Annotated in this window: 26 protein-coding genes; 15 read left to right on the top strand and 11 right to left on the bottom strand. The window is 72.5% G+C overall.

Annotated features, from left to right (window positions below; all coding sequences use genetic code 11):
* Window positions 1–40: 40 nt before the first annotated feature.
* Together NOCJ54_RS0101550 and NOCJ54_RS0101545 are read right to left on the bottom strand one after the other, a co-directional pair.
* Complete coding sequence (locus NOCJ54_RS0101550) at window positions 41–2,575, bottom strand: ABC transporter permease (protein ID WP_028654045.1); 2,535 nt, start codon at window positions 2,573–2,575, stop codon at window positions 41–43.
* Between the two features lies 1 nt (window position 2,576).
* The gene (locus NOCJ54_RS0101545) at window positions 2,577–3,365 is read right to left on the bottom strand and encodes an ABC transporter ATP-binding protein (RefSeq protein ID WP_028654044.1); all 789 of its coding nucleotides are present in this window, start codon (window positions 3,363–3,365) and stop codon (window positions 2,577–2,579) included.
* A 92-nt stretch (window positions 3,366–3,457) separates the two neighbouring features.
* Here NOCJ54_RS0101545 and glpK point away from each other — a divergent pair, with 92 nt between their 5' ends.
* The 3 genes from glpK to NOCJ54_RS0101530 are packed head-to-tail and all read left to right on the top strand — an operon-like array spanning window position 3,458 to window position 7,544.
* Window positions 3,458–4,984, top strand: coding sequence for a glycerol kinase GlpK (gene glpK, locus NOCJ54_RS0101540; protein ID WP_028654043.1), 1,527 nt, complete (start codon window positions 3,458–3,460; stop codon window positions 4,982–4,984).
* Window positions 4,981–6,774 (top strand): glycerol-3-phosphate dehydrogenase/oxidase, encoded by a 1,794-nt coding sequence (locus tag NOCJ54_RS23355; protein WP_084254865.1) that lies wholly within the window; start codon window positions 4,981–4,983, stop codon window positions 6,772–6,774. Before glpK ends, NOCJ54_RS23355 begins: the two co-directional genes overlap by 4 nt.
* Window positions 6,774–7,544, top strand: a complete 771-nt coding sequence (locus NOCJ54_RS0101530) for an SDR family oxidoreductase (RefSeq protein WP_028654042.1) — start codon at window positions 6,774–6,776, stop codon at window positions 7,542–7,544. The genes NOCJ54_RS23355 and NOCJ54_RS0101530 overlap by 1 nt, the downstream gene beginning before the upstream one ends.
* On the opposite strand, the gene NOCJ54_RS23350 is transcribed toward NOCJ54_RS0101530, so the two are convergent.
* Window positions 7,436–8,347: an SURF1 family cytochrome oxidase biogenesis protein gene (locus NOCJ54_RS23350; RefSeq protein ID WP_051485369.1), complete on the bottom strand. Its 912-nt coding sequence runs from the start codon at window positions 8,345–8,347 to the stop codon at window positions 7,436–7,438. The genes NOCJ54_RS0101530 and NOCJ54_RS23350 overlap by 109 nt on opposite strands.
* Window positions 8,348–8,402: 55 nt before the next feature.
* On the opposite strand from NOCJ54_RS23350, the gene moaA reads away from it, so the two are divergent.
* Complete coding sequence (gene moaA / locus NOCJ54_RS0101520; RefSeq protein WP_028654041.1) at window positions 8,403–9,395, top strand: GTP 3',8-cyclase MoaA; 993 nt, start codon at window positions 8,403–8,405, stop codon at window positions 9,393–9,395.
* Between the two features lie 147 nt (window positions 9,396–9,542).
* On the opposite strand, the gene NOCJ54_RS0101515 is transcribed toward moaA, so the two are convergent.
* The 3 genes from NOCJ54_RS0101515 to NOCJ54_RS27920 all read right to left on the bottom strand — a co-directional run bounded on the left by NOCJ54_RS0101515 (window position 9,543) and on the right by NOCJ54_RS27920 (window position 11,229).
* On the bottom strand, window positions 9,543–10,463 hold the full coding sequence (locus NOCJ54_RS0101515; protein WP_028654040.1) for a type IV toxin-antitoxin system AbiEi family antitoxin domain-containing protein: 921 nt from the start codon (window positions 10,461–10,463) through the stop codon (window positions 9,543–9,545).
* A gap of 228 nt (window positions 10,464–10,691) precedes the next feature.
* The gene (locus NOCJ54_RS0101510) at window positions 10,692–10,889 is read right to left on the bottom strand and encodes a hypothetical protein (protein ID WP_036516492.1); all 198 of its coding nucleotides are present in this window, start codon (window positions 10,887–10,889) and stop codon (window positions 10,692–10,694) included.
* Window positions 10,879–11,229, bottom strand: coding sequence for a DUF3099 domain-containing protein (locus tag NOCJ54_RS27920; RefSeq protein WP_051485368.1), 351 nt, complete (start codon window positions 11,227–11,229; stop codon window positions 10,879–10,881). Before NOCJ54_RS27920 ends, NOCJ54_RS0101510 begins: the two co-directional genes overlap by 11 nt.
* Window positions 11,230–11,271: 42 nt before the next feature.
* Here NOCJ54_RS27920 and NOCJ54_RS0101500 point away from each other — a divergent pair, with 42 nt between their 5' ends.
* From NOCJ54_RS0101500 to fabI, 3 genes are all read left to right on the top strand, one after another.
* Complete coding sequence (locus NOCJ54_RS0101500) at window positions 11,272–11,487, top strand: dodecin (RefSeq protein ID WP_028654038.1); 216 nt, start codon at window positions 11,272–11,274, stop codon at window positions 11,485–11,487.
* 98 nt (window positions 11,488–11,585) lie between these two features.
* Window positions 11,586–12,296, top strand: a complete 711-nt coding sequence (fabG, locus tag NOCJ54_RS0101495; protein WP_028654037.1) for a 3-oxoacyl-ACP reductase FabG — start codon at window positions 11,586–11,588, stop codon at window positions 12,294–12,296.
* Between the two features lies 1 nt (window position 12,297).
* A complete protein-coding gene (gene fabI, locus NOCJ54_RS0101490) occupies window positions 12,298–13,116 on the top strand; it encodes an enoyl-ACP reductase FabI (RefSeq protein WP_051485367.1) in 819 nt (272 codons plus the stop codon).
* On the opposite strand, the gene NOCJ54_RS23340 is transcribed toward fabI, so the two are convergent.
* A complete protein-coding gene (locus NOCJ54_RS23340) occupies window positions 13,045–13,773 on the bottom strand; it encodes a YwaF family protein (RefSeq protein WP_036516490.1) in 729 nt (242 codons plus the stop codon). The two genes, fabI and NOCJ54_RS23340, sit on opposite strands and share 72 nt — an antisense overlap.
* Before the next feature lie 34 nt (window positions 13,774–13,807).
* Between NOCJ54_RS23340 and NOCJ54_RS0101480 the strand changes: the two genes are divergently transcribed.
* Window positions 13,808–14,317, top strand: coding sequence for a SixA phosphatase family protein (locus NOCJ54_RS0101480; RefSeq protein WP_028654035.1), 510 nt, complete (start codon window positions 13,808–13,810; stop codon window positions 14,315–14,317).
* A gap of 25 nt (window positions 14,318–14,342) precedes the next feature.
* Here the strand turns inward: NOCJ54_RS0101480 and serB are convergent, their stop codons facing one another.
* The gene (gene serB, locus NOCJ54_RS0101475) at window positions 14,343–15,563 is read right to left on the bottom strand and encodes a phosphoserine phosphatase SerB (protein WP_028654034.1); all 1,221 of its coding nucleotides are present in this window, start codon (window positions 15,561–15,563) and stop codon (window positions 14,343–14,345) included.
* 31 nt (window positions 15,564–15,594) lie between these two features.
* On the bottom strand, window positions 15,595–16,320 hold the full coding sequence (locus NOCJ54_RS0101470) for a hypothetical protein (protein WP_028654033.1): 726 nt from the start codon (window positions 16,318–16,320) through the stop codon (window positions 15,595–15,597).
* 30 nt (window positions 16,321–16,350) lie between these two features.
* Here NOCJ54_RS0101470 and NOCJ54_RS0101465 point away from each other — a divergent pair, with 30 nt between their 5' ends.
* From NOCJ54_RS0101465 to NOCJ54_RS0101450, 4 genes are read left to right on the top strand one after another with little or no spacing between them, the layout of a single operon-like run.
* A complete protein-coding gene (locus NOCJ54_RS0101465; protein WP_028654032.1) occupies window positions 16,351–17,157 on the top strand; it encodes an ABC transporter ATP-binding protein in 807 nt (268 codons plus the stop codon).
* Window positions 17,158–17,166: 9 nt separating this feature from the next.
* Window positions 17,167–17,643 (top strand): NfeD family protein, encoded by a 477-nt coding sequence (locus tag NOCJ54_RS0101460; protein ID WP_028654031.1) that lies wholly within the window; start codon window positions 17,167–17,169, stop codon window positions 17,641–17,643.
* 20 nt (window positions 17,644–17,663) lie between these two features.
* The gene (locus tag NOCJ54_RS0101455) at window positions 17,664–18,767 is read left to right on the top strand and encodes an SPFH domain-containing protein (protein WP_028654030.1); all 1,104 of its coding nucleotides are present in this window, start codon (window positions 17,664–17,666) and stop codon (window positions 18,765–18,767) included.
* Window positions 18,764–19,591, top strand: a complete 828-nt coding sequence (locus tag NOCJ54_RS0101450) for a sulfite exporter TauE/SafE family protein (protein WP_028654029.1) — start codon at window positions 18,764–18,766, stop codon at window positions 19,589–19,591. The genes NOCJ54_RS0101455 and NOCJ54_RS0101450 overlap by 4 nt, the downstream gene beginning before the upstream one ends.
* A gap of 9 nt (window positions 19,592–19,600) precedes the next feature.
* Here NOCJ54_RS0101450 and NOCJ54_RS0101445 read toward each other — a convergent pair whose 3' ends face one another.
* Together NOCJ54_RS0101445 and NOCJ54_RS0101440 are read right to left on the bottom strand one after the other, a co-directional pair.
* The gene (locus tag NOCJ54_RS0101445; RefSeq protein WP_028654028.1) at window positions 19,601–19,966 is read right to left on the bottom strand and encodes a hypothetical protein; all 366 of its coding nucleotides are present in this window, start codon (window positions 19,964–19,966) and stop codon (window positions 19,601–19,603) included.
* A 44-nt stretch (window positions 19,967–20,010) separates the two neighbouring features.
* The gene (locus NOCJ54_RS0101440) at window positions 20,011–20,976 is read right to left on the bottom strand and encodes an alpha/beta hydrolase (protein ID WP_036516486.1); all 966 of its coding nucleotides are present in this window, start codon (window positions 20,974–20,976) and stop codon (window positions 20,011–20,013) included.
* Window positions 20,977–21,080: 104 nt separating this feature from the next.
* On the opposite strand from NOCJ54_RS0101440, the gene NOCJ54_RS23335 reads away from it, so the two are divergent.
* Genes NOCJ54_RS23335 through NOCJ54_RS0101425 form a run of 3 tightly spaced genes read left to right on the top strand, consistent with a single transcriptional unit; the run spans window position 21,081 to window position 23,658 of the window.
* Entirely contained in the window at window positions 21,081–21,800 is a 720-nt protein-coding gene (locus NOCJ54_RS23335) for a PP2C family protein-serine/threonine phosphatase (protein ID WP_051485366.1), read from the top strand.
* A 59-nt stretch (window positions 21,801–21,859) separates the two neighbouring features.
* Window positions 21,860–23,002, top strand: a complete 1,143-nt coding sequence (locus NOCJ54_RS0101430) for an LLM class flavin-dependent oxidoreductase (RefSeq protein WP_028654026.1) — start codon at window positions 21,860–21,862, stop codon at window positions 23,000–23,002.
* Entirely contained in the window at window positions 22,999–23,658 is a 660-nt protein-coding gene (locus NOCJ54_RS0101425) for a CE1759 family FMN reductase (RefSeq protein WP_028654025.1), read from the top strand. Before NOCJ54_RS0101430 ends, NOCJ54_RS0101425 begins: the two co-directional genes overlap by 4 nt.
* Window positions 23,659–23,714: the final 56 nt, after the last annotated feature.

Genomic DNA, 23,714 nt, shown 5'->3' with positions numbered 1-23,714 from the left:
CCCCCACCAGCTCGCCGGGACCGGGCACGACGGCCGGGTCTCACTCGGTGGCGATCGCGTCCAGCACGTTGAGCCGGGCGGCCCGGACCGCCGGCACCACCGCGGCGAGCACGCCGACGACGATGGCGATCAGCAGGAAGACCACGAGCTGGCTGACCGGCAGGCCGAGGCTGGTGAGGTCGTCCTTCAGCGCCCGCTGGAGCAGCACGCCGATGACCAGGCCCAGCACCATGCCGAGGATCGCACCGAGCACGGCGATGGTGACCGACTCGAGCATCACCATGCGGCGCAGCTTCGCGCGGCTCATGCCGACGGCCCGCAGCAGGCCGATCTCACGGGTCCGCTCGATGACGCTGAGGCCGAGGGTGTTCACGATGCCGATCACCGCGATGACGATCGCCAGCGCGAGCAGGCCGTAGATCATGTAGAGCAGCTGGTTGACCTGCTCGCGGATCTCGTCGGAGAACTCCTGCTTGTCGTAGACCCCGACGATCGGCGCCGACTCGGCCGCCTCGTCGATGGCGTCGCGCACCTCCGCGGTGTCGGCGCCCGGCTCCAGCAGGATGCTGATGGCGCTGTCCTGCCGCAGGACGCCGGCCTTCGCCAGCTGCTTGAGCGGCACGTTCACCTGGGAGGCGACCTCGGTGTCCTCCACGATCCCGACGACCTCGGGCCGCAGCTGCTTCCCGCCCTGGAACGCGAGGTCGAGGGTGTCGCCGACGGCCACGTCGTGCTCGTCGACGAACCGCTTGCTCACGAACGCCTGGTCGCCGTCGAGCTCGGTGGTGCCCTCGAAGACGTCGAGGTCGTAGATCGAGGTGAAGGCGTCGTCGGTGCCGGTGAGGTAGACGGTGTCGTCGTCGTACTGCGCCGTCGTGAGCTGCTGCCGGCTCATCGTGCCGACCCCGTCGACCTCGGCGATCCGGTCACCGACCACCGTCGAGAACGGCAGGAAGGTCGTGCTCTGCACCAGCAGGTCGGCGGTGAACTGCTCGTCGACGACGTCGTCGACCGACTTGTTGAGCGAGGCGGCCAGGACACCGATCGTCGACACCAGGGCGAGCCCGATCATCAGCGCCGACGCGGTCGCACCGGTCCGCCGCGGGTCGCGCAGCGCGTTCTCGCCGGCGAGGCGCCCGGTCGTGCCGAACAGGCCGGCGAACAGGCCGCGGCAGGCGACGAGGACCGGCTTGCCGATCACCGAGCTGATCGCGGCGACCGTGAGGATCCACAGGACCGCGCCGATGCCGATCAGCAGCGCGTTGGTGTCGGCGATGCCGGCCACCGCGAAGCCCGCGCCGATCGCCAGCACCGCCCCGCCGATGACGGTACGACGGCGCAGCGATGCGCGCTCCGGTGCGGAGTCCGCCCGCATCGCGGCGACGGGGGCGACCCGGCCCGCACGGCGCGCCGGCAGCCAGGCGGCCGCCATGGTCACCCCGACGCCGACCAGGTAGCTGATCAGCGTGGCCTGCAGGGTCAGGTCGAGTGCGTCGCCGGCGATGTCGAGGCCGACGCTGCGGAACAGCGCGGCGAGGCCGCGGGCGAGGAGCAGGCCGAGCCCGATCGCGATCGTCGAGGCCACCACGGCGAGCACGAACGCCTCGACGAGCACCGACTGCATCACCTGGCCACGGGACGACCCGAGGGCACGCAGCAGCGCCAGCTCACGGGTGCGCTGGGCGATCAGGATCGAGAAGGTGTTGACGATGATGAACCCGCCGACGATGACGGCGATGATCGCGAACACCGTGAGGAAGGTCGTGATCACGTCGAGGAAGCTGCCGACCGCGTCCTGCGACTCCTCGGCCACCTCGTCGCCGGTGACCGCCTCGAAGCCGTCCGGCAGCACCGCGCTCGCGGCGTCGCGCAGCTCCTCCTGGGTCACGCCGGGTGCCGGGGTGAGGCTGATCCGGTTGAAGACGTCCCTGCCCTGGAAGAAGAGGTCCTGGGCTCCCTCGGTCGAGAAGACCAACAGGGTCGCGCCCGCCGTGCCGCCACCGTTGAGCTCGGCGGTCCCGACGAGGGTCGCCGTCCGCTCGAGGACGCCGAAGGGTGCGAGCAGCTTCACCTCGTCGCCGATCTCGTAGTCACCCTTGTCCGCGGCGCCGTCGTCGAGGACGATCTCGTCCGTGCCGGTGGGCCACTCGCCGCTGGTGAGCAGGAGGATCTGCTCGCCCTCCATGTTGGGGCCGTCGTGGTAGTTGAACGCCAGCGTCGGGGCGCCGCTGCCGCCGACGAGGGTGCCGTCGTTCGCGAGCAGGCTCATGCCTGGCGCGGCGATGTCGCCGTCGGCCCGCTCGACCTCGGGCAGCTCCTCCAGCGCGGCGACGGTCTCCGGCCCCATCGCGAGCTCCGACTGCCCGCCGACGCCGTCGCTGAACTCGTCGGTGTCCTGGGCGCGGACCACGCCGCTGGGCGTGGAGCCGTAGATGATCCCGTCGAAGGTGGCCTGCAGGCCGTTGCTGAAGACGAGCACCCCGGACAGGAACGCCACGCCGATGACGACCGCGAGGCCGCTCATCAGCAGGCGCACCTTGCGCGCCAGCAGGTTGCGCAGGGTCAGCCGCAGCATGTCAGGCCTTCCCGCGGGCCGCGGCCGCCTGCAGCTCGGTCATGTGGGTGAGGATCTGCTCGCGGTCGGGGGAGCGCAGCTCGTCGACGATGCGGCCGTCGGCGAGGAACACCACCCGGTCGCAGTACGACGCCGCGACGGCGTCGTGGGTGACCATGACGATGGTCTGGCCGAACTCGTCGACGCTGCGGCGCAGGAACGAGAGCACCTCGGCGCCGGAGGTGCTGTCGAGGTTGCCGGTCGGCTCGTCGGCGAAGACGATCTCGGGCTTGCTCACCAGCGCGCGGGCGCACGCCACCCGCTGCTGCTGGCCGCCGGACATCTCCGCGGGGCGGTGGCCGAGCCGGTCCCGCAGGCCGACGGTGTCCACGACGGTGTCGAACCACCCCTGGTCGGGCTTGCGCCCGGCCAGGCTGAGCGGGAGCAGGATGTTCTCCTGCGCGGACAGGGTCGGCACCAGGTTGAAGGCCTGGAACACGAACCCCACGTCGTCGCGGCGCAGCGCCGTGAGCGCCTTGTCCTTGAGGCGTGACAGGTCGGTGTCGCCGATCAGCACGGTGCCGGCGGTGGGCGTGTCGAGCGCGGCCAGGCAGTGCATCAGCGTGGACTTGCCGGACCCGGACGGGCCCATGATCGCGGTGAACTCGCCGGCCACGAGGTCGATGGACACACCGTCGAGCGCGCGGACCTCGGAGTCGCCGGAGCCGTAGACCTTGTGCAGATCGACGGCTCGCGCGGCGTACCGGCTGGCGGGCGGCGTGGTCTGGGGGGTGGGGGCGTCGACCGTCATGGCACAACCCTGCCAGTCGGCACCGACGGCCTGCATCAGGATTGTCCCCGAGACGACCCCGGGACGTCACCCGGCGCCCGTAGGGTGGGCGCATGGCGCAGGCACGGTTCGTGGGGGCCATCGACCAGGGCACCACCAGCACCCGGTTCATGGTGTTCGACCACCAGGGCAGGGAGGTCGCGCGGCACCAGCTCGAGCACCAGCAGGTGCTGCCCCGGGCCGGGTGGGTCGAGCACAACCCCGTCGAGATCTGGGAGCGCACGTCGTCCGTCGTGCAGACCGCGCTCGGGAAGGCGCGCCTCGACGCCGCCGACCTCGCCGCGGTCGGCATCACCAACCAGCGCGAGACCACGATCGTGTGGGACCGGAGGTCCGGCCGACCGCTGCACAACGCGATCGTCTGGCAGGACACCCGCACCGACTCCATCGCGGCCGCCCTCGACCGTGACGGTCGGGGAGACGTCATCCGGCACCGCGCCGGGTTGCCCCCGGCGACGTACTTCTCCGGCGGGAAGCTGCAGTGGATCCTGGAGAACGTCCCCGGCGTGCGGGAGAAGGCGGAGCGCGGCGACGCACTCTTCGGGACGGCCGACACGTGGGTGCTGTGGAACCTCACCGGCGGCGTCGACGGCGGCGTGCACGTCACCGACGTCACCAACGCCAGCCGCACCATGCTGATGGACCTCGAGACCCTGCAGTGGGACGACGAGCTACTGGGCTTCTTCGGCATCCCCCGGGCGATGCTGCCCGAGATCCGGGAGTCGTCCGCGACCACGCCCTACGGCACGACCCGGCGCAACGGTCCGTTCGGCGGCGAGGTCCCGATCACCGGCATCCTCGGCGACCAGCAGGCCGCGACCGTCGGCCAGGTCTGCTTCGCACCGGGCGAGGCGAAGAACACCTACGGCACCGGCAACTTCATGCTGCTCAACACGGGCACCGAGATCGTCCGCTCGAAGGCCGGCCTGCTGACCACGCCGGCCTACCAGCTGGGCGACCAGCCCTGCGTCTACGCCCTCGAGGGCTCCATCGCCGTCACCGGGTCGGCCGTGCAGTGGCTGCGCGACCAGCTCGGGATCATCAGCGGGGCGAGCGAGTCCGAGGCGCTCGCCCGCCAGGTCGAGGACAACGGCGGGGTCTACTTCGTGCCCGCCTTCTCCGGCCTGTTCGCGCCCTACTGGCGCTCCGACGCCCGCGGCGCCATCGTCGGGCTGTCGCGCTACAACACCAACGCCCACGTCGCCAGGGCGACCCTCGAGGCGATCTGCTACCAGTCACGCGACGTCGTCGAGGCGATGTGCGCCGACTCCGGGGTGCAGCTCGAGGTGCTCAAGGTCGACGGGGGAGTGACCCTCAACAGCCTCTGCATGCAGATCCAGGCCGACGTCCTCGGCGTGCCGGTCAGCCGACCGGTCGTGCCGGAGACCACCGCGCTCGGCGCGGCCTACGCCGCCGGCCTGTCCGTCGGCTACTGGTCCTCCACCGACGAGCTGCGGGAGAACTGGCAGGAGGACACCCGCTGGGAGCCGCACTGGGACGAGGAACGGCGCGCCACCGGCTACGCGCAGTGGCAGAAGGCCGTCCAGCGGACCCTCGACTGGGTGGAGGTCGACGCGTGAACCCCGCAGCCCTCTCGCCCCGCGCCCGCAGCGCCGCCCTCAAGCGGCTCGCCACCCAGCACCTCGACGTGCTGGTGATCGGCGGGGGAGTCGTGGGGGCCGGCGCGGCGCTCGACGCGGCCACCCGCGGACTGACCGTCGGCCTCGTCGAGGCCCGCGACTTCGCCTCCGGCACCTCCAGCCGCAGCTCGAAGCTGATCCACGGCGGCCTGCGCTACCTGGAGATGATGGACTTCCGGCTGGTCGCGGAGGCGCTCAAGGAGCGCGGGCTGCTCATGCAGCGCCTCGCACCGCACCTGGTGCGACCGGTGCCCTTCCTCTACCCGCTCAACGGACGCGGCTGGGAGCGCTGGTACGCCGGCACCGGGGTCGCGATGTACGACGCGATGTCGAAGGCCAGCGGCTACGGCGACGGCATGCCCGTGCACCGCCACCTCACCCGCCACGGGGCGCGCAAGGCGTTCCCGTCGCTGCGCAAGGACGCGCTCGTCGGTGCGATCCGCTACTACGACGCGCAGGTCGACGACGCCCGGCACACGATGTTCCTCGCCCGCACCGCCGCGACCTACGGCGCCGCGGTCGCCTCCCGCACCCGCGTCGTCGGGCTGCTCAAGGAGAGCGAGCGGGTCGTCGGCGCCACCGTCGTCGACCTCGAGACGGGCCAGCAGCTCGACGTCCGCGCCTCGCAGGTCATCAACGCGACCGGCGTGTGGACCGACGAGACCCAGGGCATGGCCCGCGAGCGCGGCCAGTTCAAGGTCCGCGCCAGCAAGGGCATCCACCTCGTCGTGCCCCGCGACCGCATCCGGGGCGAGACCGGCCTGATCCTGCGCACGGAGAAGTCGGTGCTGTTCGTGATCCCGTGGAAGCGGCACTGGATCATCGGCACCACCGACACCGACTGGTCGCTGTCGAAGGACCACCCGGCGGCCAGCTCCAGCGACATCGACTACCTGCTCGACCACGTCAACCGGGTGCTCGAGGTGCCACTGACCCGCGACGACGTCGAGGGCGTGTACGCCGGCCTCCGGCCCCTGCTCGCCGGCGAGTCCGAGGCGACGTCCAAGCTCTCCCGCGAGCACGCGGTGGCCCACAGCGTGCCGGGCCTGGTGGTGGTCGCCGGCGGCAAGTACACGACCTACCGCGTGATGGCTGCCGACGCCGTCGACGAGGCCGTGCACGGCCTCGAGCACGTGCTCGGCCGCAAGGTCGGCGCGTGCGTCACCGAGAACATCCCGCTCGTGGGCGCCGACGGCTTCCACGCACTGTGGAACCAGCGCCGCACGCTCGCCCAGCAGTCCGGGCTCGCGGTCAACCGCGTCGAGCACCTGCTGGAGAGGTACGGCTCGCTGGTCCTCGAGGTGCTCGACATCATCGCCGCCGAGCCCGACCTCGCCGAGCCGCTGCCCGGCGCCGAGGACTACCTGCAGGCCGAGGCCGTCTACGCCGTTACCCACGAGGGCGCGCGGCACCTCGACGACGTGCTGACCCGCCGGATGCGGATCTCGATCGAGACCTTCGACCGCGGTGTCGCGGCCGCCCCGCACGTGGCCGAGCTGGTGCGCGGCTACCTCCAGTGGGACGGCGAGCAGACCAACCGGGAGCTGGAGCACTACCTGAAGCGGGTGGAGGCCGAGCGCGAGTCGCAGCGGCAGCCCGACGACCACACGGCCGACGCGGCGCGGAAGGGAGCACCGGACGTCGTACCGGTCTCGCGGGTCGCGGAGGAGCTGGAGACGACCGAGACGACCGAGACGACGGAGACGACGGAAACGATGGAGACGAGCTGATGGACCTCGGACTCGACGGGCGGGCCTACCTGCTCACCGGCGCGACCCGCGGGCTCGGTCGCGCGACCGCGGAGGCGCTGGTCGCCGACGGCGCCCGGGTGGTGGTCTCGGGTCGCCGGCAGGAGTCGGTGGACGAGGCGGTCGCCGCGCTGGCAGGCATCGGCGGCGACGGGTGCGCCGCCGGGGTGGTGGCCGACAACGCCGACCCCGACGCAGCGGCGCGGCTGGTCGCGGCCGCGAAGGACGCCTGGGGGCGCCTCGACGGCGTGCTGGTCAGCGTCGGCGGACCGCCGGGCGGCCAGGTCACCGACATGACCGACGAGCAGTGGCTCGCCGCCTTCGACTCGGTCTTCCTCGGCGCCGTCCGGCTCGCGCGCACGGCGGCCGCCGAGCTCGGCGAGGGCGGCTCGATCGCGTTCGTGCTGTCCACCAGCGTGCGCCAGCCCATCCCCGGGCTGGCCATCTCCAACGGCCTGCGGCCCGGCCTGGCGATGGTCGCCAAGAACCTCGCCGACGAGCTCGGCCCGCGGGGGATCCGGGTCAACGGGCTGCTGCCGGGCCGGGTCGCGACCGAGCGCGTCGCGGAGCTGGACGTCGCGACGGGCGATGCGGACGCGGCGCGGGCGGCGACGGAGGCGCAGATCCCGCTGCGCCGCTACGGTCAGCCGGAGGAGTTCGGCCGGGTCGCGGCGTTCGTGCTGTCCCCGGCGGCCTCGTTCGTGTCCGGCGTGATGGTGCCCGTCGACGGCGGGATGTCGCGCGGGCTCTGAGCCGGGTCCTCGCGCCGGCGTGAGAACGGGCCGGGGGCCCGTTCCTTGCGGCGCCGCTCGCCGCGGCGACCGTTCCTGCGCTCGTCCCACGCGAGGTAGGCGAACCCGCCGATCCCGAGGACGCCGAAGAACCACCACTGCAGGCCGTAGAAGAAGTGCGGCCCCTCGCCGAGCTCGGGGAGCTCGACGGGCTCGAGGGCGTCCTCCGGCTCCGGGTCCTCCGCCTTGAGCGCGACGAAGCCGGTGAGCACCGGGGTGCCGATCGCCTCGCCGATCCGCTCGCTGCTGATCGCCCGGGTCGAGCGGCCGACGACCTTGGTGCTGTCGCCCTCGCCGTCGGCGCGGACCCAGCCGGTGATCGCCACCTCGCCCGCGGGTGGGGCGGGGAGCTCGTCGGGACCGATCTGCGGGTCGTCGGTGGCGAACCAGCCCCGGTCGACCACGACGGCGGTCCCGTCGGCGGTGACGAGCGGGACCACGACCTCGACCCCGGGCATGCCGCTGCGGGTGCGGTAGCGGACCACGACGGTGTCCTCGACGTCGTACACGCCGCGGGCGGAGACCAGGCGCCACTCGTCGTCCTTCGCCACCGGGCGACCCGGGGCGAGCACCTCGCTGACGGGCACCGGGGCGCGGTCCTCGTTGGCCGCGACCACCTCGTTGCGCTCCCGGCGGTCCTCGAGCCGGCCGAACTGCCACTCGCCCAGCCACCACGTCCCGTAGCCGAGCAGGATGATCGCCAGGAAGAAGAGCACCCACCGCCTGCTGAGCAGGAAACGCCACGAGGCGAGCCAGGATCGCACCCGACAACGGTAGGACCAGCCTGCTTCCAACCGCCCACCGGCCTAGGATGGGTGCATGCAGCCCCTGGTCGACCAGTACGGACGGGTGGCGACGGACCTCCGGGTGTCGCTCACCGACCGTTGCAACCTGCGCTGCACCTACTGCATGCCGGCCGAGGGGCTCGACTGGATGCCGACCGAGGACCAGCTCACCGACGACGAGGTCGTCCGCCTGATCGGCGTCGCCGTGGGCCGGCTCGGGGTCGACGAGGTGCGCTTCACCGGCGGCGAGCCGCTGGTGCGCCGCGGCCTGGTCGACATCGTCCGGCAGGTCCGTGAGCTCGCTGCCGACGTCGAGATGTCGATCACGACCAACGCCCTCGGCCTGGCCCGCACCGCGGGCGCGCTCGCCGACGCCGGCCTGAACCGGGTCAACGTCAGCCTCGACAGCGTCCGTCGTGAGTCCTTCCACGAGATCACCCGCCGCGACCGCCTCGACGACGTCGTCGAGGGCCTCGCTGCCGCCGAGGCCGCCGGCCTCGGCCCGGTCAAGGTCAACGCCGTGCTCCTGCGCGGCGTCAACGACGACCAGGCCCCCGAGCTGCTCGCTTGGTGCATCGAGCGCGGCTACCAGCTGCGCTTCATCGAGCAGATGCCCCTCGACGCCCAGCACGGCTGGAGCCGGGACAAGATGATCACCGCCGACGAGATCCTCACCTCGCTGTCGGCCGCCTTCGACCTCACCCCGGCGTCCGAGCCGCGGGGGAGCGCCCCCGCCGAGCTGTTCACCGTCGACGGCGGCCCGGCCACCGTCGGCGTCATCGCTTCGGTCACCCGGCCGTTCTGCGGCGACTGCGACCGCGTCCGGCTCACCGCCGACGGCCAGGTCCGCAACTGCCTCTTCGCCCGCTCCGAGTCCGACCTGCGCACCGCCCTGCGCGCCGGCGCCTCCGACGACGAGCTCGCCGATCGCTGGCTCGCCGCCATGGCCACCAAGGCCGCCGGCCACGGCATCGACGACCCCACCTTCCTCCAGCCCGACCGCCCCATGTCCGCCATCGGCGGCTGAGCCTCCTCCCTCCTCGAGACGTCACTCGTGGCTCGTTGAGACGTCACCTGTGGCCCGTTGAGACGTCACCTGTGGCCCGTTGAGACGTCAGTTGTGGCGCGTTGAAGCGTCAGATGCGGCCTGGTGAGAGGTCAGGAGTGGTCGCTTTCACCACCGCCGGTTCGTGTACGACGGCCGCAACGCTCGCGCCAGCTGGAGGACCCAGCGGTCCAGCGACCTGCCGGTGAAGTCGCCGTTGCGCACGACGATCACCGTCCAGCCGTTCTCCCTCAGCCAGCGGCGCCGCTCCTCGTCGTACTGCCGCTGCTCGGGGGTGCGCAGGTGGGCGTCGTACCCGTCGTACTCCAGGCACACCCGGGCGTCCGGCCAGGCGAAGTCGAGTCGGAAGGTCGGCTTGCCCTCGACCTCGATCCAGTGCTGGAGCTCCGGCTTGCGCATCCCGCGGCCGACGACCTCGAGCAGCACCCATGCCTCGCGGTGCGACTCGACGCGCGGGTCCACCCACGGGACCAGCATGCGGAGCTGGACGACCCCGCGCCGGCGGCGGTAGCGGGGCAGCTCGCGCTGGAGGTCCCGCGTGGTCAGCCCGTGCCGTCGGGCGAGGAGGCACATCGCCGCGAACGCGTCGCGCTGGTGCAGGTGGCAACCGAGGTCGAGCGCGGTCCGCAAGGGTGTCGTGACCGGCACCCCGGCCACCGTCATCACGTCCTCCGGTGCCAGGTCACGCGAGCGGCCGTCGACCTCCGGGCGTCTGGTCCGGGTGCGCCCGCGCAATGCGCAGCTCTCGATGAGCGGGCCGGAGGCCAGCTCGCCAGCGGGGAAGACGTCGACGCCGTGGAGCCACGCCGCCGTACGGTCGACAGCCACGTGGTGCGGGGCGAGCGCAGCGGACACGGCCTGGGCGCGTTCGGTGAGGGTGTCCGGCAGGTCGCTACGCTGGTAGATGCCTCGAGTACGACGCACGAGGAGGCCGCGTTGCTCCGCGGACCGCACCCGTCGTCGACGCACGCCGAGCGAGTCGGCATCACGCAGGTGGAAGGGGCCGATCGGGAAGTCGTCGAGGTCCATGCCTGCCGACGATGCGCTGCGTCGATCGGTCCGTCTGCCCCAGTGGTCGGGGCCGGTGGACAGCCGAGGCGGCGCCGCCCGTTGTGGACGATTCGTGGACGATCCCGGGCCGGCTGTGACCAGGAGACCCGTCGTACGCCGCCGACCACTCAACGGGCACTTCCTGACCACTCAACCCGCCACAGGTGACCACTCGACGTGCCACAGGTGACGTCTCGACGGGTCGGGTCAGGAGGGGTGGGGGACGGTGTCGCGAAGGAAGCCGCGGGCGCCGAGGAAGTCGGCGAGGGACTGGCGGTGGGCGTCGCAGGCGAGCCACGTCTTGCGGCGGTCGGGGGTGTGCAGCTTCGGGTTGTTCCACTGCAGCTGCCACACCGCGTCGGCGCGGCAGTCCTTCGCCGAGCAGATGTCGCGGTCAGGCTCCATGGTCACCCTTCTCCCCGGGGCCGAGCTGGCGCTGCGCGTCACCGCCGCCGGTGAGGGGCAGCGACGAGGCGCGGCTGTCGTTGGCGTTGGCCATCACGACGGCGACGTACGGCAGGAAGAGCGAGGCGAGGATCAGGATCGGCCAGAGCCAGTGGATGCCCGCCGCGCCGCTGATCGCGGCACCGATGAAGCACAGGGTGCGGATGCCCATGGCGATGGCGTACTTCTTCTGGCGCCGTGCGATGTCGGCCTGCGGGTTGTCGCCCGCGGTGGTGATCCGGATCGGCTCCGGCTCCCGCCGACCGTCCGGCCCCTGACGGCCGTGGCGGGGGGAAGACATGGCCCCAGCCTACGCCGGGCACGGAGGACTAGGCTGACCGGCATGTCGAACCGTACCTACCGCATCAGCGAGATCGTCGGCACGTCGCCCGACGGCATCGACCAGGCCATCCGCAACGGCGTCTCGCGCGCCGGGCAGACGCTCCGCCACCTCGACTGGTTCGAGGTCACCCAGGTCCGTGGCCAGGTCAAGGACGGCCAGGTCGAGCACTTCCAGGTGACCATGAAGATCGGCTTCCGCCTCGAGGACGACGAGTGACCCACGGGTGACCTTGTAGGACCCCTACAAGGGATGCCGGGGAAGTTGGTGCCTGCCGCGGGCGAGCGGCAGGCACCCGCGCCCGTAGCGTCGGAGACGTGAACGAACCCCGATCCGTCCTGGTCACCGGCGGCAACCGCGGCATCGGCCGCGCCATCGCCGAAGCGTTCCTCGCCAACGGCGACAAGGTCGCCGTCACCACCCGCAGCGGCGGCGCCCCCGACGGCGCGCTGGAGCTCAAGGCCGACATCACCGACCCGGCCGCCGTCGAGGCCGCGTTCACCGCCGCCGAGGAGGCCCACGGCCCCGTCGAGGTGCTGGTCGCCAACGCCGGCATCACCGCCGACACCCTGCTGCTGCGCATGTCGGAGGACGACTGGAGCTCGGTCATCGAGACCAACCTCACCGGGTCCTTCCGCCTCGCCAAGCGTGCCGCCAAGGGCATGCTGCGGCAGAAGAAGGGCCGCATCATCTTCATCTCCAGCGTCGTCGGCCTGCTCGGCTCGCCCGGCCAGGTCAACTACGCCGCGTCGAAGGCCGGCCTCGTGGGCATGGCCCGCTCGCTGGCCCGCGAGCTCGGCCCGCGGTCCATCACCGCGAACGTCGTCGCGCCCGGCTACGTCGACACCGACATGACGGCCGTGCTCACCGACGAGCAGAAGGAAGGCATCCGGAGCCAGGTCCCGCTCGGCCGGTACGCCGACCCCACGGAGGTCGCCGGAGCCGTGCTCTGGCTGGCCAGCCCGTCGGCGTCGTACGTCACCGGCGCGGTGATCCCGGTCGACGGCGGACTCGGAATGGGGCACTGACATGAGCGACACCACCAGCACGGACAGCACGATCAACCGCAACGGCATCCTCGCCGGCAAGAACGTCCTGGTTGCCGGCGTCACCCTCGACACCTCCATCGGCTTCGCGGTCGCGAAGTTCGCCCAGCAGCAGGGCGCGACGGTGCTCGTGTCGAACTTCGGCCAGGCCCTGCGGATCACCCGCCGGATCGTCAAGCGGCTCCCCGAGCTGCCGGCCGTCATCGAGCTCGACGTCACCGACGAGGAGCACCTCGCGGCGCTGCCTGGCGCGGTGCGCGAGGTCCTCGGCGAGGACGCCGTGCTGCACGGCGTCGTCCACTCGATCGCCTACGGCAACCCCGAGACGCTGCTCGGCGGCAAGTTCCTCGACGGTCCGTGGAAGGACGTCGCGCAGGCGGTCGAGGTCTCCGCGTTCTCGCTGAAGTCCCTCGCGGTCGCCTGCCGCCCGCTGATGGCCAGCGGCAGCTCGGTCGTCGGCCTCACCTTCGACGCCACCGTCGCCTGGCCGGTCTACGACTGGATGGGCGTGGCCAAGGCCGGCCTCGAGTCCTGCGCGCGCTACCTGGCCCGCGACCTCGGCGCCGACGGCATCCGGGTCAACCTGGTCTCGGCCGGCCCGCTGCGCACCCTCGCGGCCAAGGCGATCCCGGGTTTCGAGGACCTCGAGTCGATGTGGAGCACCCGGGCGCCGCTCGGCTGGGACAACACCGACCAGGAGCCCACTGCCCGCGCGGTGTGCGCGCTGCTCTCAGACCTCTTCCCGGCCACGACCGGCGAGATCCTGCACGTCGACGGCGGCTTCCACGCGATGGGTGCCTGACCATCGCTGCGCGAGCAGGGTCAGCAACGCCCATGCGGTGACGACGACCAGGATCTCCTGGACGACGTACCACGGCCACGGACCCAGCAGGTCGAGGATCGACGACCGCGGCTTCCGCACCAGGTAGCCGTAATTGGTGTCGGCGACGACGTTGAAGGCGTACGTCGCCGACGCCCACACCAGCGTCGTCAGGACTGCTGCGCGGTAGTCCCGCCAGCGGGGTGCCTTCCGCAGCCCGACGACCAGGTAGACCGCCGCCCACACGATGAGCAGGTGCAGCGCCCAGAAGGCGAAGTACCGCGGGTGGGGAAGGTCCTCGTTCAGCGAGGGCGTCACGACCCCCTGGATGGTCAGCGTCAGGCCCCAGAAGAAGGTCAGCGCGACCGGGAACGGCCGGTGGGTCCACAGCGCCCAGGTCGCCGCGATCCAGGCCAGGTCGCACAGGTGCAGCGGCAGGGTGACGCCGATGTCGAAGTTCGCGACCAGGTCGATGACCTGGAAGGGGATCGTCACGACCGGGATGAGCAGCGCCCAGGCCCGGCTGAGCCGGGTCGGCTCCGGCTCGGAGGCGTGCCGCCGACCGAGCACCACCGCGACGACCAGGCCGACCGCGAACACGGCCAGCGGGACGTAGTGGGTCGTGCCGTACGGATCCACGCTCCCAGCATGGCGCACGCCGTAGGGTGAGCACGTGCAGACCACCCGGCGCCTCGTGATCATCCGGCACGCCAAGGCCGAGCCCTGGGCACCCAGCGACGTGGACCGGGTGCTCGAGGAGCGCGGCCGGGTCGAGGCCCGGATGCTGGGGGAGTGGCTGGCCGGGCAGGGGGTCGTCCCCGACGCCGCGTTCGTGTCCTACGCCGCCCGCACCCGGGAGACCTGGGCCGCGGTCGCCGGCGGGGCTGGCTGGACCCTCGAGCCCGAGTACGACGGCGGCCTCTACGGCACCGACGAGGAAGGTGTCCTCGACCTCGTCCGCGGCGTGCCCGACGACACCGGGACGGTCGTGGTCGTCGGCCACAACCCGACGATGGGCATGGTCGTGCAGCTCCTCGACGACGGGGAGGGCGAGGCCTCGGAGTCGATCGCGCTGGGCACCTTCCCGACCAGCACCGCGGCCTTGTTCGACGTGGGGGTCGCGTGGGCGCAGATCGGTGCGATGCAGGCCCGGCTGCGCCACTTCCACGTCGCCCGCGCCTAGGCGGGCCGCTCCGGGCGGCTCCGGGTCAGGCGATCGGCGGTGCCGGGGTGACGATCCCGGCCTCGGCGTCGGCCGCCTCGATCTCCTCCCGGCTGATGCCGAGCAGGTACATGATCGTGTCGAGGTACGGCACGTTGAGCGAGGTGTCGGCGGCCTCGCGCACCACCGGGCGGGCGTTGTAGGCGATGCCCAGGCCGGCGGCGTCGAGCATGTCGAGGTCGTTGGCGCCGTCACCGATCGCGATGGTCGCGGCGACCGGGACACCGAGGTCGGCGGCGAACTCGCGCAGCGCCTGCGCCTTCCCGGCCCGGTCGACGACGGGACCGACGACCTCGCCGGTGAGCCGGCCGTCGACGATCTCGAGGGTGTTGGCGCGGGCGCGGTGGATGCCCAGGTCCGCGGCCAGCCGGTCGGTGATCTGGCTGAAGCCGCCGGACACGATCGCGAAGCGGTAACCGAGGCGGCGCAGCGTGCGCACCATCGTCCGGGCGCCGGGGTTGACGACGATGGCGTCGTACACCTCGTCGAGCACGGAGGCGTCGAGCCCGGCCAGCAGCTTGACCCGCGCCCGCAGCGACTGCTCGAAGTCGAGCTCGCCGCGCATGGCGCGCTCGGTCACGTCGGCGACCTCGGCGCCGTAGCCCGCATGCTCGGCGAGCATCTCGATGACCTCGCCCTGGATGAGCGTGGAGTCGACGTCCATCACGATCAGCCGCATGCCGTGGCGCAGCAGGTTGGCCGGCTGGACCGCGACGTCGATGCCGTGGCGGGCCGCCTCGGTGGCCAGCAGGGTGCGGAGCCGGTCCGGCGCGGCGCCCGAGACGTGCAGCTCGATCGCGGTGACGGGGTAGCGCGCCATCCGCTCGATCCGGTCGATGTTGCCGCCGCAGTCGGCGATCCGGCCCGCGATCGCGGCCATGCCAGACGCCTTGAGCGGAGCGCCGATGACGGTGACGTGGGCGCGGTGCGGCGACCGGCTCCGGTTGTCACCGGACCCCTTCTCGAACTCGACGTTCATCCCGAGCGCCTCGACGGTCTGGGTGACCGCCTTGCGCAGCTTCTTGCCGTCGCGGGGAGCGGTCACGAGCACGCCGAGCACGAGCCGCCCGCGCATCAGCATCTGCTCGAGGTCGACGACGGAGACGCCGGCGCCGGCGAGGGTCTGCAGCACTGCCGAGGTGACCCCGGGGCGGTCGGTCCCGGTGACGGTGATCAGCAGCGTGTCGGGGGCGTCGTGAGTGCTCATCGCGGCTGCAGGCTATCGGCTCTCGGGCGGGTCACCGTGACGGTGGCCAGCCGTCGGGCGAGCAGGCGGCGCCGAGGGCGTGCCGGGCGGTCCGCTCCAGCGGCTCCAGGGCCGCGCGCCGCGCCGTCGCCTCGGCGGTGCTGAGGGCGCCGCCGTCGTCCTCGAGCGCGAGCCGGGCGACGTCGAGGAGGTGCAACGCGCGGCCCGCGAGGTCGATGCAGCGGCCGGGGACGCCGTCCGGCGCCTCGAGGGGTACGGCGGTGCGCAGGTCGTGCAGGCGGTCGGCGACCTCCGGCTGCCAGCTCGCCACGTCCAGCTCGGCGAGGGTGCCCGCCGCCTCGAGCAGTGCGGCCCGCAGCGACCGGTCCGCCTCGCCCAGGTCCGGCGGCGGACGCCGCTCGGCCGGCAGCAGCGTCCACTCGACCGCCTGGCCGACCTGCGCCGGGACCAGGGCGCTCGAGGCACCCAGCAGCAGGGCTGCCTCGCCGGCGTCGATGGCGGCCGCGTTGAGGTCCCGCGGTCCGCGCAGGCCGGCGGGGTCACCGGGCGCCGGGAAGGACGCGCCGACGGCCGTCGCCCCGCGGTTGCGGGCGTCCGCGAGCTCGAGCAGCAGGGGAGAGGCGCCCGAGGGACCGCCGACGACGTGGGCGACGTCGTCGCCGAGCACGCCGTCGAGGAAGGCGTCGGGCCCGATCCGGCCCTGCAGCCACGCCGTGCCCCACCACGCGAGGCGGGCAGATGCGGGGAGACCACTCACGGCATGACCCTAGTCGTTAGGGTTGCCTGCATGTCCGCCGTGCTCGAGCTCGCCGAGGTGACCGTCCGGCGTGGCCAGGCCACGCTGCTCGACCGTGTGAGCTGGGTCGTGCGCGAGGGCGAGCGGTGGATCCTGCTCGGCGCCAACGGCGCGGGCAAGACGACGCTCATGCAGGTCGCGGCGGCCCAGATGTACCCCACCACCGGCGCGGTCGGGGTGCTCGGAGAGCTGATCGGCACCGTCGACGTCTTCGAGCTGCGCCCGCGCATCGGCGTCTCCAGCGCCGCCGTCGCCGAGCAGATCCCGCGGCAGGAGAAGGTCCGCGACGTGGTGGTGTCGGCGTCGTACGGCGTGCTCGGCCGCTGGCGCGAGGAGTACGACGACGTCGACCACGCCCGCGCCGACGCACTGCTGCGGGAGGTCGGCGTCATGCACCTCGCCGACCGCACCTTCGGCACCCTCAGCGAGGGGGAGCGCAAGCGCGTGCAGATCGCCCGGGCCCTGATGACCGACCCCGAGCTGCTGCTGCTCGACGAGCCCGCTGCCGGGCTCGACCTGGGCGGTCGCGAGGACCTGGTGTCGACCATGTCGGTGCTGGCCTACGACCCCGCCTCACCGGCGACCGTGCTGGTCTCGCACCACGTCGAGGAGATCCCGCCCGGCTTCACCCACGTGCTGATGCTGCGCGACGGGGCGGTGGTCGCCCAGGGGCCGATGGAGACGACCCTGACGGCCGAGACCCTGTCCGCCACCTTCGGCATGCCGCTGGTGCTCGAGAAGCACGAGGGCCGCTACGCGGCGCGACGGCGGCAGCACCGCGGTCGCGGGATGTCCTAGGGTTCGGCCATGGACTGGCTGCGCGACCACCTCTGGGAGACCTGGCTCGCCGTCGGGATCGCGCTCGCGCTCGCCGAGCTGCTGAGCCTTGACCTGTTCCTGCTGATGCTCGCCGGCGGCGCGCTGGCCGGCATGGGTGCCGCGCTGGTGACCGACAGCATCGTCGTGCAGGTGCTGGTCGCCTCCGCGGCGTCGCTGCTGCTCCTCGCCGGCGTCCGCCCGCCGCTGGTCCGCCGCCTGCACGGTGGTCCGGAGCTCGTGCTCGGCCCGGCCAGCCTCGTCGGCGCGCGCGGGGTCGTGACCGAGACCGTGGCCGAGCACCGGCCGGGCCGCGTGAAGATCGGCGGCGAGAGCTGGCTGGCTGTCTCGGCCGGCGCCGAGGCCGGCATCGAGGTCGGCCGTACCGTCGAGGTCGTCGCCATCAACGGGGCCACCGCCCAGGTGCGGCCCGTGTCCGACCCCCCGTCCCTGCCCGGAGCACCCTGACCCTCCGAAGGAGCCCCCCCATGGTCGTGCTGGTCATCCTGATCCTGCTGCTGCTCTTCGTGATCACCGTGGTCGCGAAGTCCATCAGGGTCGTGCCCCAGGCCTACACCGGCATCGTCGAACGGTTCGGCAAGTACAAGGAGACGTTGCCGGCCGGCCTCAACTTCGTGGTGCCCTTCATCGACAAGGTGCGCTACATGATCGACCTGCGCGAGCAGGTCGTGAGCTTCCCCCCGCAGGCGGCGATCACCGAGGACAACCTGACCGTCGACATCGACACGGTCATCTACTTCCAGGTGACCGACCCGATCGCGGCGACCTACGAGATCTCCAACTACATCCAGGCCATCGAGCAGCTCACCATGACCACGCTGCGCAACGTCGTCGGTGGCATGGACCTCGAGCAGACCCTGACCAGCCGCGAGTCGATCAACAGCGGCCTGTCGGCCGTGCTCGACGAGACCACCGGCCGGTGGGGCATCAAGGTCAAGCGCGTGGAGATCAAGGGGATCGACCCGCCGCCGTCCATCAAGGACGCGATGGAGAAGCAGATGCGCGCCGAGCGCGACAAGCGCGCGCTGATCCTGTCCGCCGAGGGCCAGCGCCAGTCCGCGATCCTCACTGCCGAGGGCAACAAGCAGTCCCAGATCCTCAACGCCGAGGGTGAGCGCGAGTCGCAGATCCTGCGCGCCCAGGCGGAGCGGGAGGCGCAGATCCTGCGCGCCCAGGGTGAGGGCCAGGCCATCCAGACCGTCTTCCAGGCGATCCACGACGGCCGCCCGGACCAGTCGCTGCTGGCCTACCAGTACCTCCAGATGATGCCGAAGATCGCCGAGGGCGACGCCAACAAGGTCTGGGTCATCCCCTCGGAGATCACCAAGGCGCTGGAGGGCCTCGGGTCGTCGATCCACGAGGTCGCCGGCATCCCGAAGTCGACCGACGGCCCCGCCAAGCGGGTCGACATGGGCCCCACGGCGACCGAGCCGGTGCGCACCTCGAGCACGAGCGAGGCGGTCCAGCAGGCGCTCGCCGCCGCCGAGGACGCCGCCCACCCCGGTCAGCCGGGCCAGCCGGCCGAGCTCCCCACGGAGCCCCCGGCCGGTGAGGAGCCCCCTGCCGGGTGAGCCTCCTCGACGTCCTCGCCGTCCTGCTCGCCGGCGTCGGCGCCGGCACCATCAACGCCGTCGTGGGCTCCGGGACCCTGATCACCTTCCCGACCCTGCTGGCCATCGGCATCCCGCCGGTGACGGCGAACATGTCCAACAGCCTCGGGCTCGTGCCCGGGTCGGTCGCGGGCGCGATCGGCTACCGCAGCGAGCTGGACGGACAGCGTTCGCGCATCCTGCGACTGCTCGTGCTCTCGACGTCCGGTGGCGTGGTCGGGGCGGTGCTGCTGCTCGTGCTGCCGCCCGACGCCTTCGAGGCGGTCGTGCCCGCGCTCATCCTGCTCGGCGTCGCGCTGGTCATCGTGCAGCCCCGGCTGGCGCGGTACGTCGCCGCGCGGGCCGAGCTCCGGACGGCGGCCGCCGACGCGGCCGGTGCCGGCGGGAGCACCCGTCGTCGTACGGTCGAGCCGGGGTGGGTGCTGGTCGCGGCCTTCCTGACCGGCGTCTACGGCGGCTACTTCGGCGCCGCCCAGGGCGTGATCCTCATGGGCGTGCTGGGCATCGGCATCAACGAGACGCTGCAGCGGCTCAACGGGATCAAGAACGTGCTGGTCGCCGTGGTCAACGGCGTGGCCGGCCTGATCTTCGTCGCAGCTGCCGAGCTCGGGCTGCTCGGCAGCGACGCGGAGGTCGACTGGCTGGTGGTGGTCGTGATCGCCGCCGGCGCGGTGGTCGGCGGCTTCCTCGGTGCGGCCGTGGGTCGCCGGCTGCCGCCGCTCGTGCTGCGCAGCGTCATCGTGGTGGTCGGCCTGACGGCCGTCACCCTGATGCTGGCGACGTGAGGCCCCGGGTCACTTCCCGCGGCTGAGCGCCAGCGCGGCGACCCCGGTCGCAACGGCGCTCGCGGCGACGGCCGCGAGCCCGCTGCCCTGCAGCTTCGGGAGTCCGCCGCCGGCGACCTCGACGCCCGCGCTGGCGGCGTCGGCGGCGTCGACGGCCATGCCCACCAGCACCATGTTGCGGCGCAGGGTGCCGCGCGAGGCGAGGGTCACCGCGCCGAGCGCGATCTCGCGCGCGCCGAACATCCGGTTGATCGCACCCAGCTGCGGGTTCGCGACAGCGTCGATGCCGAAGAGGCGGGCCGACGCGGACGGGGCGACGAGGGACGCGATGCCGAGGCCGATGCGGCCGAGGGAGAGACCGGTGACGGGATCCATGGCGGGGAGACTAGCGGCCCCGCGGGCGGTCCGTGCGAGGACCGTCACACCTCGCGCAGGACGTAGGCGTCGAGCCAGCGGTCGATCTCGTCGTAGGCGCGCTCGCGTGGCTCCGGCCGCGAGAGCACGACGTCGTGCACCGCGCCGGGGACGGCGACGTAGGTGACGTGCGGGCCGACCGCGGTCGCCCAGCGCCGGATCTGTCGAACGTCGAGCACGATGTCGGTGGAGTAGACGTCCTCGTCCATCTCCTGCGGGTTGCTGCTGCGGTCCGAGGACAGCACGAGCACGGGCGCCTGGACCGACAGCCCTGCCTGGAGCCGCGCGTGGCCCCGGCGGATCGCCCGCAGCCAGCCGAGGCGGACTGGGAAGGACTCGACCGGCTTCCAGCGCAGGTCGAACTCCCACTCGCCGCCGTGGTCGCGGTGCAGGCTGCGTGCGTAGTGGCCGCGCACCTCGCGGCGCAGCTCGCGCATCGGCTGGCGGCGCCCGACCTGCTCGAGCAGCAGGCCGACGGGCGCGGTACGCAGCGCCGGCGGGCCCTGCAGGTCCAGCCAGGGGGAGTTGAGCAGGAGGCCGGCCAGCTCGGGTGGCTGGCGCGAGTCGGCCCACAGGGACACGACGAGGCCGCCCGTGGAGTGACCTGAGACGACGACCTTGGTGTGGCCGTCGCGGACGGTGATCCGCTCCCACGCCGCGTCGAGCTCGGCGAAGTACTCCTCGAGGTCCGCGACATAGGTCGCGGACTGGTGGGGACGCAGCGAGCGCCCGTACTTGCGCAGGTCCACCCCGTAGGCGTCGTGGCCGCGCTCGAGCCACCAGGCGCCGAACTCGGCGTGGAAGAAGTAGTCGGAGAAGCCGTGGACGTGCAGCACCGCCCGTTCCGTCGGCGTCTCGCTCCGCCGGCTGACCAGCGTCGCGACCACCTCGCCCTCGAAGTCGTCGTCGAGGGGGATGGTCTCAACCGTCCAGGGCTCACCCAGGATGTCGATCTCCGGCGGCTCGCTCACGGCGACGATCCTACGAGCCGTCGGGGAACGAGCAGGCCCGGTCCGGCCAAGGGGGGTTGGTCGGACCGGGCCCGCGGGAAGGCTACCGTGCGTAGGCTGGCCCGATGCAGGACCACGCCGAATGGGCCCGACTGCGCGACCGCCTGCTCTCCCGCGGTCGGATGCCGGAGCTCCCGCCGGGGTGGTGCCACCAGTCCGCGATGCTGCCCGCCTCCGGCTTCGAGTACGGCGGCGACTTCATCGTCAGCGACCTGTCGGCCGACGGGCGGCGGCTCCAGCTGGTGCTCGTCGACGTCTGCGGCAGCGGCCAGTCCGCGGTCCCGGCCGCGGTGAAGCTCGCCGGCGCGCTGGAGAGCCTCGTCGTCGCCGTACCGGACGAGGCGCTGCTCGACGCGGCGAACGCCTACCTGCAGCGCCAGCCCGAGGACGAGAACCTCGCGACCGCGGTGCACGTCGTGCTCGACCTGGCGACGGGGGAGTACCGCATCCGCAGCGCCGGGCACCCGCCCGCCCTGCACTGGTCGGCCGCGCGCCGGGAGTGGCGCATCGACAACGCCCGCGGCACCACCCTCGGGGTCACCGACACCCCGGAGTTCGGCGAGACGCGGGGCAGGCTCGCGGCCGGCGAGGCGTTGCTCTTCTACACCGACGGGGTCGTGGAGTCCCGCTCGGTCACCATGGACGACGGCATCGCCTGGCTGCGCGGCGTCGCCCGGGACGCGGTGCTCGACGACTGGGACGGCGCCGCGAAGCGGATCATCGACCAGGTCGACCTCGGTGACGACGACCGTGCCGTGCTGGTCGTGCGCCGCACCGGAATATAGTTGACATGTCACCGGTTGGGCCGGGTGACAGCACCAGCACCAGCCAGGAGCGGATCACCATGCAGATCGGCATCTTCACCGTCGGCGACGTCACCACGGACCCCACGACCGGCCGCACGCCGACCGAGCACGAGCGGATCAAGGCCACCGTCGCCATCGCGCGGAAGGCCGAGGAGGTCGGCCTCGACGTGTTCGCGACCGGCGAGCACCACAACCCGCCGTTCATCGCATCCAACCCGACGGCGACGCTCGCCTACATCGGTGCGCAGACCGAGCGGATCATCCTGTCGACGGCCACGACGCTGATCACCACGACCGACCCGGTGCTGATCGCCGAGGACTACGCCAAGATCCAGCACCTGACCGACGGTCGGGTCGACCTGATGATGGGCCGCGGCAACACCGGGCCGGTCTACCCGTGGTTCGGCAAGGACATCCGCCAGGGCATCAACCTCGCGATCGAGAACTACGCGCTGCTGCGCCGGCTGTGGACCGAGGACGTCGTCGACTGGGAGGGGCGCTTCCGCACCCCGCTCCGGGGCTACACCTCGACCCCGCGGCCGCTCGACGGTGTCCCGCCGTTCGTGTGGCACGGCTCGATCCGCAGCCCCGAGATCGCCGAGCAGGCGGCCTACTACGGTGACGGGTTCTTCCACAACCACATCTTCTGGCCGGCGTCGCACACCGCGCAGATGGTGCGCCTCTACCGCGAGCGCTTCGAGCACTACGGCCACGGACGGGCCGACCAGGCGATCGTCGGCCTCGGCGGCCAGTTCTTCATGCGGCGCAACAGCCAGGACGCCGTCCGGGAGTTCCGGCCCTACTTCGACAACGCGCCGGTCTACGGCCACGGCCCGTCGCTGGAGGACTTCACCCGGCAGACGCCGTTGACGGTCGGCTCCCCGCAGGAGGTGCTCGAGCGCACCCTGTCGTTCCGGGAGTACGCCGGCGACTACCAGCGCCAGCTCTTCCTGGTCGACCACGCAGGGCTCCCGCTCAAGACCGTGCTGGAGCAGCTGGACCTGCTCGGCGAGATCCTGCCCGAGATGCGCAAGGGCTTCGCCGAGGGCCGCCCGGCCGACGTGCCGGACGCCCCGACCCACGCCTCGCTCGTCGCTGCGGCGGGCGGCGCCAGGGACACCTCCGTGCACGCGGAGGACACCATGACCGGCACCACGGACCGTGAGGAGGTCCAGGCATGAGCACCACCCGGGTCGTCGTCGTGTCCGCGGGACTCTCGGTCCCGTCGTCGACGCGGCTGCTCGCCGACCAGCTCGGCGCGGCCGTCGAAGGTGCCGTCGTGGCCCGCGGCCGCGAGGTCGAGGTCCGGCACGTCGAGCTCCGCCCGCTGGCCCACGCGCTGGCCGACCGGTTGCTGACCGGCTTCGCGACCGGCGAGCTGGCCGACGCGCTCGAGCAGGTCCGGCGCGCCGACGCACTCGTCGTGGTCACGCCGGTGTTCGCGGCGTCGTACTCCGGGCTGTTCAAGACGTTCTTCGACGTCGTCGAGCGCGGCGTGCTCGACGGGACGCCGGTGCTGGTCGCGGCCACCGCGGGCACCGCGCGGCACAGCCTGGTCCTCGACCACGCGCTGCGCCCGCTCTTCGCCCACCTGCGTGCGGTGGTCGTGCCGACCGGGGTCTTCGCCGCCAGCGAGGACTTCGGCTCCGGCGCCGACGGCAGCCTCGACAAGCGGGTGCAGCGTGCGGCCGGCGAGCTGGCCGCATTGCTCGGCGGCGCGGGCGGGACCGGCCGGGCCACGCCCGGGGAGGACGCGGGCCCGGTGGACGGGGGACTCGCCGTCACGACGCCCTTCGAGCAGCTGCTCCGGGAGGCGGGCGGCGACTCGGTGCGCTGACTCCCTGACGACCGTGACAGTGATGGTGTCATGATGGTCCCCACGTCGTTCGAGAG

Source organism: Nocardioides sp. J54 (assembly GCF_000519005.1).
Classification (GTDB): Bacteria; Actinomycetota; Actinomycetes; order Propionibacteriales; family Nocardioidaceae; genus Nocardioides.
The sequence above is the reverse complement of the archived record's forward strand: the minus strand, read 5'-3'. Positions and strand labels throughout refer to the sequence as shown.